The following is an 8,767-nucleotide window of genomic DNA, read 5'->3' as shown; positions in this document are numbered from 1 at the left end:
CGGCGCGGGAGGCTCACCGTGCGGCCGCCCCGCCCGCCCCGCCCGCCCCGTCCGGTGCATCGTCCGACGCCGACCGAGCGGCGGCCCCGCATGTCGGCGTCGGGTCCTGGGGCGCCGACGCGGGGTCCGGCGGCACCCGGGCGCACAGCCTTGGGGCGGCCGTCGGCGCGCAGGCGGCGGCGTTGCCCGGGCTGCCTGGCCTGCCGTTCGACGTGGTCGGAGCGGCGGGCCCGCATGTCGGCGGTGCGGATGCCGACGGGGAGGGGGAGTCCGGAGGCATTGCGGCGGCCGGGCTTGCGTCGGCTGTCGGCGGGCAGTCCTCGTCCGACGTGGTCGGAGCGGCGGGCCCGCATGCCGGCGGTGGGCCTGGGGGTGCCGAGGGGGAGTCCGGAGGCATTCTGGCGCCCGCGCAGCGTGCGACGCCTCACGACCGGTCCGACTCCGCCTTCGCCCTGATGCGCATCGCGGGCGATTCCGGGGCGTACCGCATCGCCGCCCGGCATGCCGCGCGTGCCGCGCTCGTCGTCGCCGAGATGTTCGTGGAGCAGGCGGGGGGACAGGCGTGGAGGATGCGGGAACTGCCCGCAGCAAAGGCCCCGTCGCCGGGCAGCCTTGTTCCGCTGCTGGCCGGGCACGGCATCGAAGCGCGGTACCAAAGCGATGTGCCGGCGTCCGAGGGGCCCGCCCCCGACCCCGGCCCGGTCAGCGGACCCGACGGCCGTACCGCGCTGTCCCTCGGAGTGCCGCTCGGGCGGCTGACCGCCGCCCAGTGGCGGCAACTGGCCGCCGCGGCGCGCGAGGACGGCGACGGCACGCTGCGCCTCACCCCCTGGCGCGGCGTCGTGCTGCCCGGACTCGCACCCGCCGCCGCGCCCGCCCGGCTCGCCGCACTCGCCGCGGCGGGGCTGATCGTCGCCCCCGACGACCCCCGCAACGGCGTCAGCGCCTGCGCGGGCAGGCCCGGCTGCGCCAGGTCGCTGGCCGACGTACGGGCGGACGCCGCGGCGGCGACGGCGTCCGCAGGCGGAGGGCTGCCCATCCACTTCTCCGGCTGCGAGCGCCGCTGCGGCCACCCCCGGGGCCGGTGGACGGACGTGCTGGCCACACCGGACGGCTACCGGGTCGCCGCCCCCGACGGCCCCGTGCACCACGGCGTCACCACCGCAGAACTCGCCGGCGCTCTCGCGGCGGCACGCACCACCCCCAGCCACCCGGTGAGGAAATGAGCGAGAAGACAGTGTTCGAGTACGAGAAGGACGGCGCGGCCATCTACCGCGAGTCCTTCGCCACCATCCGCGCCGAGGCGGACCTCGCCGGGCTGCCCCCGGAGGTCTCCCAGGTCGCCGTACGGATGATCCACGCCTGCGGCATGGTCGACCTCGTACGCGACCTCCGCTACTCGCCGCAGGCCGTCATCCGCGCCCGCGAGGCGCTGCGCGCCGGCGCCCCCATCCTGTGCGACGTCTCCATGGTCGCCAGCGGCGTCACCCGCAAACGGCTGCCCGCCGGCAACGACGTGGTCTGCACCCTGTCCGACCCCTCCGTTCCTGAACTGGCAGCCCGCATGGGGACCACCCGCAGCGCCGCCGCCATGGAGCTGTGGCGCGACCGCATGGAAGGCGCGGTGATAGCCGTCGGCAACGCGCCCACCGCGCTCTTCCGGCTGCTGGAGATGGTCGAGGAGGGCGCGCCCCGTCCCGCCGCCGTCATCGGCGTGCCGGTCGGCTTCGTCGGCGCCGCCGAGTCCAAGGACGCACTCGCCGAACACCCCTCCCGCCTGGAGCACCTGGTCATCCGCGGACGCCGCGGCGGCAGCGCCATCGCCGCCGCCGCGCTCAACGCGATCGCGAGCGAGGAAGAATGAGCACCCACCAGACGACGGGACGGCTGTACGGCGTCGGGCTCGGGCCCGGCGACCCGTCCCTGATGACCCTGCGCGCCGCGGAGGTCGTCCGCGAGGCCGATGTCCTCGCGTACCACTGCGCCCGCCACGGCCGTTCCCACGCCCGCCGCATCGTGGAGAGGCATCTGCGCCCCGAGCACATCGAGGAGCGCCTGATGTACCCGATCACCACGGAGACCACCGACCACCCCGGCGGCTACCGGGGCGCGCTCGACGACTTCTACGAGGAGGCCGCGGCCCGGCTCGCCGCCCACCTCGACGCGGGCCGCACCGTCGCCGTGCTCGCCGAGGGGGACCCCCTCTTCTACGGCTCCTACCAGCACATGCACAAGCGGCTGGCCCACCGCTACCCGACCGAGGTGATCCCCGGCGTGACCTCGGTGAGCGCCGCCGCGGCCCGGCTCGGCACGCCGCTGGTGGAGGCGGAGGAGGTCCTCACGGTCATCCCCGGCACACTGCCGGAGGAGGAGCTGACGGCCCGTCTCGCGGCGGCCGACGCGGCCGTGGTGATGAAACTGGGCCGCACCTTCCCCGCCGTGCGGCGGGCGCTGGAGCGCTCGGGCAGGCTGGCGGAGGCGCGGTACGTCGAGCGGGCGACGATGGACGGCGAGCGGACCGGAGAACTCGCCGGGATCGACCCGGACTCCGTGCCGTACTTCTCGATGGCCGTGGTGCCCAGCCGCATCGCCAACGCCCGGCCGCCGGCGCCCGCAGGCGAGGTGGCCGTCGTCGGAACCGGCCCCTCCGGGCCGCTGTGGCTCACCCCCGAGTCGCGCGGGGCGCTCGCCGCCGCCGACGACCTCGTCGGCTACACCACGTACCTCGACCGGGTGCCGCACCACCCGGGGCAGGTTCGGCACGGCTCCGACAACAAGGTGGAGGCGGAACGCGCCGAGTTCGCGCTCGACCTGGCGCGGCGCGGCCGCCGGGTGGCGGTCGTCTCCGGCGGCGACCCGGGCGTCTTCGCCATGGCCGCCGCCGTGCTGGAAGCGGCCGCCGAGGACCCGTACCGGGACGTCCCCGTGCGCGTTCTGCCCGGCGTCACCGCCGCCAACGCCGCCGCGGCCAGGGCGGGCGCGCCCCTCGGCCACGACTACGCCGTCGTCTCCCTCTCCGACCGGCTCAAGCCCTGGGAGGCCATCGCCGAGCGGCTGCACGCGGCGGCCGCCGCGGACCTGGTGCTGGCGCTCTACAACCCCGGCTCGCGCAGCCGGACCTGGCAGGTCGGCAAGGCCCGCGAACTGCTGCTGGAGCACCGTGCCCCGGACACCCCCGTCGTCGTCGGGCGCGATGTGGGCGGCGCGGAGGAGAGCGTACGGGTCGTCGGGCTCGCCGATCTCGACCCGGCGCAGGTCGACATGCGGACGCTGCTGATCGTCGGTTCCTCGCAGACCCGCGCGGTACGGCGGGGCGACGGGGAGCTGGTGTGGACGCCGCGCCGCTACCCCGGCAAGCGCGACGCGAACAGCTGACGCAGCCAGGCGGCGGCCCCGGGGGAGTCCGCCGCCGTCGGCACCCCCTGCGGCACGGGGGGCCGGCGGACCACCACGGCCGGGATGCCCGCCTCGCGGGCAGCGGCCAGCTTGGGCGCGGTCGCCGCGCCGCCGCTGTCCTTGGTCACCAGAACCTCGATCCGATGGCGGCGCAGCAGTTCGCGCTCCCCGTCGGGGGTGAAGGGGCCGCGGTCGAGCAGCACCTCCATCCGCGGCGGGCACGGCGGCCGCGGCGCGTCCACGGAGCGCACCAGGAACCACTGGGTGTGAAGGTGCGCGAAGGCGGCCAGGCCCATGCGGCCGGTCGTCAGGAACACCCGTTCCCCGAGGGCGGGCAGCGCCCGGGCCGCCTCCGCCAGCGAGCCGACGGACCGCCAGTCGTCGCCGGGTCCCGCGGTCCACGACGGCCGGCGCAGCGCCAGCAGCGGAACGTCCGCGTCGGCGGCCGCCCGGGCCGCGTTGAAGCTCATCGCCTCCGCGAACGGATGCGTCGCGTCCACGACGGCGTCCACCCGGTGCTCCCGCAGCCACCGGGCGAGCCCCTCGGGCCCGCCGAACCCGCCGATGCGCACCTGGCCGGGGGGCAGCACGGGCTGCGCCACCCGCCCGGCCAGCGAACTGGTCACCCGCACCTGTGTGTGCATCTCCTCGGCGAGGCGACGGGCTTCCGTCGTGCCGCCGAGGATCAGTACATGGGGCGCGGGGGAGGCGGCGGGGGCGGGGGTCACCGGGGTCCTTCCGGGTGCGGGGCGGATGCGGTTGCGGGTGCCCACTCAAGCACACGGGCCGGCACGGGCCTCATCGGGTCAGGATGCCGCCGTCGGCGAAGGCCAGCGCGGCGAAGCGTTCGCCGATGCGGCGATGGGCGGCGGCGTCCGGATGGAGCCGGTCGGGCAGCGGCAGTTCGGCGGAGTCGGCCTCGCCGTAGAGCTCGCGGCCGTCGAGATGGTGCAGATTCGGATCGTCGGCCGCCCGTGCGGCGGTGATGCGGGCGAGCTCCTGCCGGATGACGGTCAGCGTCAGACGCGTGGGGTCCGCGGGGTCGCCCGTGGCCCGGAAACTCAGCTTTCCGTCGGCGGAGCCGCCCGAGTCCACTTCGATGGGTCCGGGGGTGTCCTCCTGGATCGGGCAGAGGAGGGGCGAGACGACCAGCAGCGGCGTGGTCGGGTGGCCTTCGCGGATGGTGTCGAGAAAGCCGTGGACGGCCGGGGCGAAGGCACGCAGACGCATCAGGTCGGCGTTGACCAGATTGATGCCGATCTTGAGGCTGATCAGGTCGGCGGGGGTGTCGCGCAGGGCGCGGGCGGTGAACGGGTCGAGCAGGGCGCTGCCGCTCAGGCCCAGGTTGATCAGTTCCACGCCGCCGAGCGAGGCGGCGAGCGCGGGCCAGGTGCCCGTGGGGCTGGCGGCGTCGGAGCCGTGGCTGATCGAACTGCCGTGATGCAGCCACACCTTGCGGCCCCGGTCGGGTGCGGGCTCCACAGGGGCATCGGTGCGCAGGACGATCAGTTCGGCGGTCTCGTTCTGCGGCAGCCAGATCTCGACGTCCTTGGGGCCGTCGGGCAGCCCGCTGAAGCGGAGGGTGCCGGCCGGGCCGGGCCGGATGACGGTGGCTCCGGTGGCCATGTCGACGGTCAGCCTGTTGCCCTCCCGCAGACTGGCCTGGCCCGCCAGGCGGCCGTCGACGAGCAGGTCGTACACGCCGTCGGGACGGGGCGGGGCGCCGACGTAGGCCCGCTTGGTGGGCAGCGAGTCCAGTTCCACGGCGGTGGCCCGGGTGCGGAAGGCGAGCCGCACGCCGGAGGGCTGGGACTCCGCCATGGCCAGCCACCCGTCGGAACACTGCGCCCGTGCCCACGCGGGCAGCCGGTGCGGCAGCACGCCGTGCGCGGTGCGCTCCAGTTCGAGGGCGCCGCGCAGGAGATCGGCGGTGATGGGAGTGGTGGTCCACTGGTGGTTGGCGTTCATGGCCTCAGTCTGCCGCTCGGGGTGCTCGGGTTTCGCGGAGTTCTCGGAGGGACCGCCGGGGGTCCCGGACCGGGCACTCGGCCCGGCCCGGGACATGGTCACAGCCGGTTCACGGCGGGTTCACAGCGCCGCGAGCCGCTCCAGCGGGAACGGCGGCTGAGCCAGTGGACGGACCGCGAGCCGGGTCAGCGGCAGGGCGTTGTCGTCGCCCGCCGTGCGGTTGGCGTGCAGCACTCCGCAGCCGGTGCAGCGGTGCACGATCACCCACTCTCCACGTCCGCGTACGGAGATGGCGAGCGGCTCCATCCGGGCGCCGCAGTCGGCGGCCCGGTCGCCCGGGGTGTCGTCGAGATGACGGCTCCACAGGCAGGTGGGACAGTGATTGCGATGCTCGGTGCCGGGCGCGTTCATGGACACGTCCAGCCCGCAGTTGAGGCAGCGGAAGGACTGGGCGCGCGCCTCGGCGCGAGCCCGTCGTGAGGTGTTGCGGGACATCGTGGACACGACTCCTGGTGTGATGCGCGGAAAGGGCGTCAGCGAGGTACGCCGTCTCGCATCGAGGGAGTTCACCGTCCGCGTGCGCGTTCAGCAGACGGAGACGGAGAGTCTTCCCCGATCGCGAGTACGACTCCGCTGTGCCCTGGGCATACACACACCACCTCTGCTTCGACTTCCGGTCACCCGCATGAGAACCCGCCGCACGGGCGCTCGGCAACCGGTTTTCAGCAGACGTGGTCGCGGTCGCGGTCCGGGGAGTACAGGTGGCTGTCGCGGAAAGCCGAGGCGGTCAGCGTGCGGCCCACGACGATGACCGCCGTGCGGACGACGCCCGCCGCCTTCACCTGGGCGGCGATGTCCGCGAGCGTGCCGCGCAGGACGAGCTCGTCGGGGCGGCTGGCCATGGCGACGACGGCCGCGGGGCAGTCCGCCCCGTAGTGGGGGAGCAACTCCTCCACCACGCGGTCGGCGTAGCGGGCGGCCAGGTGGAGGACCAGCAGCGCGCCGCTGCGGCCCAGCGTCGCCAGGTCCTCGCCCGGCGGCATGGGGGTGGCCTGCTGGGCGATGCGCGTGAGGATGACGGTCTGGCCGACCGTGGGCACGGTCAGCTCGCGTTTCAGCGCCGCGGCCGCCGCCGCGAACGCAGGCACGCCCGGCACCACTTCGTACGGCACGCCCGCCGCGTCCAGCCGCCGCATCTGCTCGGCGACGGCGCTGAAGACGGAGGGGTCGCCGGAGTGCAGCCGGGCCACGTCGTGGCCCTCCTCATGGGCGCGGATCATCTCCTCCGCGATCCGGTCCAGATCGAGCCGGGCCGTGTCGACGAGCCGCGCGCCCGGCGGGCACTCGGCGAGCAGCTCACGGGGCACCAGACTGCCCGCGTACAGGCAGAGCCGGCAGGAGGCCAGCGTCCGGGCCCCCCGCACGGTGATCAGATCCGCGGCGCCGGGGCCCGCGCCGATGAAGTACACCGTCATGCTGTGTCGTCTCCTGTCTGCTTGACCGCCCGACCGTGCTCGACCGGCGCCTCCGGGGTGACCGATGCCTGTGGTCTGCCCGGCGTCTGCGGCGCGGCCGACGCCTCGGTCGACGCCTGGGCCGTGCCCGGAGCATCCGCGGTGCTCGCGGCTCCGGGCTTGACCGCAGCCCACTGGGTGACCGGCATCGCCTGCCGCCAGCCCGTGAAACCGCCCACCGGGACGGCGTGCGCCACCGCAAGCCGCACCAGCTCACCGCCGTACCTCCGGTAGCGGTCGGCGAGCAGCGCCTCGGACTCCAGGGTCACCGTGTTGGCGACCAGCCGCCCGCCCGCGGGCAGCGCCTCCCAGCAGGCGTCCAGCAGTCCGGGGGCGGTCAGGCCCCCGCCGATGAACACCGCGTCCGGTGCGGGCAGGCCCGCCAGCGCCTCGGGTGCCCGGCCCGTGACCACCCGCAGGCCGGGCACGCCAAGCGTCCGTGCGTTGCGGCCGATGCGCTCCGCCCGCGCCGGATCGCGCTCCACGGTCACGGCCCGGCAGGACCGGTGGACACGCATCCACTCGATCGCGATGGAACCCGACCCGCCGCCCACATCCCACAGCAGTTCCCCGGGCGCGGGCGCCAGCGCGGCCAGCGTGGCCGCCCGCACATGACGCTTGGTGAGCTGACCGTCGTGCTCGTACGCCTCGTCCGGCAGCCCCGGCACACCGCCGAGCCGCAGCGCGCCCTCCGCCCTGCGGCACTCGACGGCGACGACGTTCAGCGCGTCGCCCGGCGCATGCGCCCAGTCATCGGCGACGCCCTCGACGGACCGCTCCCGCTCTGACCCCAGCTGTTCGAGGACCCGCATCCGGCTGGGGCCGAAGCCGCGTTCCCGCAGCAGGGCGGCCACCTCGGCGGGCGTGCCGGTTCCGGCGCTGAGCACCAGCAGCCGGCGGCCGTCATGGAGGGCCGCGGCGAGCCGGGCCGCCGGACGGCCGACGAGGGTGACGGTCTCCAGGTCCTCCAGCGGCCAGCCGAGCCGGGCGGCCGCGTACGACACGGACGAGGGATGCGGCAGCACCCGCAGCCGCTCGGGGCCCAGTTCCTCGGCCAGGGCGCGCCCGATCCCGTAGAACATGGGGTCCCCGCTGGCCAGCACGCAGACCTGGCGTCCGGCCTGTGCCTCGAGCAGTCCGCGTACGGCGGGCCGCAGCGGCGTGGGCCAGGCGATGCGTTCAGCGCCGCACTCCGGGGGCGCCAGCCGGAGCTGCCGGGCGCCCCCGATGAGGGCCTCCGCCTCGCGCAGCGCCGCGCGGGCCGGCTCGGCCAGCCCCTCCCAGCCATCGGCGCCGATCCCGACGACACACACGGACGGCAGGGGGACTGCGCAGCTCACGGCCGGTTACCTCACGGGTCGGAAGGGGACGGACCGGCACTCTACTCGGCCGTCTTCCCGCACCCGCCGCCGCGTCCGGACTGCGGCCGCGCCGCCGGCATGTCACGCGGGCTGCGTGTCACACCTGCGGCTCAAGACCCCCGGCTCAAGTCCCCCGGCTCACGCCTCGCCGGGGTGCCACGGCGGCCACTCGCCCGGCCGGTCCGCCCAGTGCACCTGCTCGGGATCGTCCAGGTCGATGTCCGGGAACTCCCGCCGTACACGCGGCTCGAACTCCTCCCGCTCCAGCGACTCCCAACCGCTGCCGCGGAACCGCACACGCCGGTAGCGGCTGTCGGCGTCGTAAGGCGCCACGTCGACGAGATGGCCGGACTCCTCCGGGGTGGTGGGATTCTCCATGCGTCCAGAGTGACCCCCCGCGCCGTCGGGCGCGCGTCGTGGACGGCCGGTCGTGGACCGCCGACGACTTTCCGGATGTTCCCCGATTCCCCCACACAGTGACCTACGCCACTACTACAGTGTGCATCCGGCTCCTCACCCTCGGACGGG

At 75.2% G+C, this 8,767-nt stretch carries 9 protein-coding genes; 3 read left to right on the top strand and 6 right to left on the bottom strand.

Features of this window, described 5'->3' with window-relative positions; genetic code table 11:
• The 3 genes from QCN29_RS10935 to QCN29_RS10925 form a co-directional block, all read left to right on the top strand.
• Positions 1-1,226, top strand: a 1,226-nt coding sequence (locus tag QCN29_RS10935; RefSeq protein ID WP_279927629.1) for a cobalamin biosynthesis protein CobG, incomplete at its 5' end; no start/stop codon positions are given.
• Positions 1,223-1,864 carry a precorrin-8X methylmutase gene (locus QCN29_RS10930; RefSeq protein ID WP_240136033.1) on the top strand — a complete coding sequence of 214 codons (642 nt, stop codon included), beginning with the start codon at positions 1,223-1,225 and terminating at the stop codon, positions 1,862-1,864. The genes QCN29_RS10935 and QCN29_RS10930, both read left to right, overlap by 4 nt.
• Positions 1,861-3,375: a precorrin-2 C(20)-methyltransferase gene (locus tag QCN29_RS10925; protein WP_279927628.1), complete on the top strand. Its 1,515-nt coding sequence runs from the start codon at positions 1,861-1,863 to the stop codon at positions 3,373-3,375. The genes QCN29_RS10930 and QCN29_RS10925 overlap by 4 nt, the downstream gene beginning before the upstream one ends.
• Here QCN29_RS10925 and QCN29_RS10920 read toward each other — a convergent pair.
• The 6 genes from QCN29_RS10920 to QCN29_RS10895 form a co-directional block, all read right to left on the bottom strand.
• On the bottom strand, positions 3,345-4,040 hold the full coding sequence (locus tag QCN29_RS10920; RefSeq protein WP_279927637.1) for a cobalt-precorrin-6A reductase: 696 nt from the start codon (positions 4,038-4,040) through the stop codon (positions 3,345-3,347). The two genes, QCN29_RS10925 and QCN29_RS10920, sit on opposite strands and share 31 nt — an antisense overlap.
• Before the next feature lie 154 nt (positions 4,041-4,194).
• On the bottom strand, positions 4,195-5,364 hold the full coding sequence (locus QCN29_RS10915; protein ID WP_279927627.1) for a GDSL-type esterase/lipase family protein: 1,170 nt from the start codon (positions 5,362-5,364) through the stop codon (positions 4,195-4,197).
• A 120-nt stretch (positions 5,365-5,484) separates the two neighbouring features.
• Positions 5,485-5,859: an RNHCP domain-containing protein gene (locus QCN29_RS10910; RefSeq protein WP_240136203.1), complete on the bottom strand. Its 375-nt coding sequence runs from the start codon at positions 5,857-5,859 to the stop codon at positions 5,485-5,487.
• 227 nt (positions 5,860-6,086) lie between these two features.
• A complete protein-coding gene (gene cobM, locus QCN29_RS10905) occupies positions 6,087-6,839 on the bottom strand; it encodes a precorrin-4 C(11)-methyltransferase (protein ID WP_279927626.1) in 753 nt (250 codons plus the stop codon).
• Positions 6,836-8,218 (bottom strand): precorrin-6y C5,15-methyltransferase (decarboxylating) subunit CbiE, encoded by a 1,383-nt coding sequence (gene cbiE / locus QCN29_RS10900; protein ID WP_279927624.1) that lies wholly within the window; start codon positions 8,216-8,218, stop codon positions 6,836-6,838. Before cbiE ends, cobM begins: the two co-directional genes overlap by 4 nt.
• A gap of 159 nt (positions 8,219-8,377) precedes the next feature.
• Positions 8,378-8,617 carry a hypothetical protein gene (locus QCN29_RS10895; protein WP_240136041.1) on the bottom strand — a complete coding sequence of 80 codons (240 nt, stop codon included), beginning with the start codon at positions 8,615-8,617 and terminating at the stop codon, positions 8,378-8,380.
• Positions 8,618-8,767: the final 150 nt, after the last annotated feature.

The organism is Streptomyces chengmaiensis (genome assembly GCF_029846775.1).
GTDB lineage: Bacteria > Actinomycetota > Actinomycetes > Streptomycetales > Streptomycetaceae > Streptomyces > Streptomyces chengmaiensis.
Note: the sequence above shows the minus strand (reverse complement) of the source record. Positions and strands in the feature narration are given on the sequence as shown.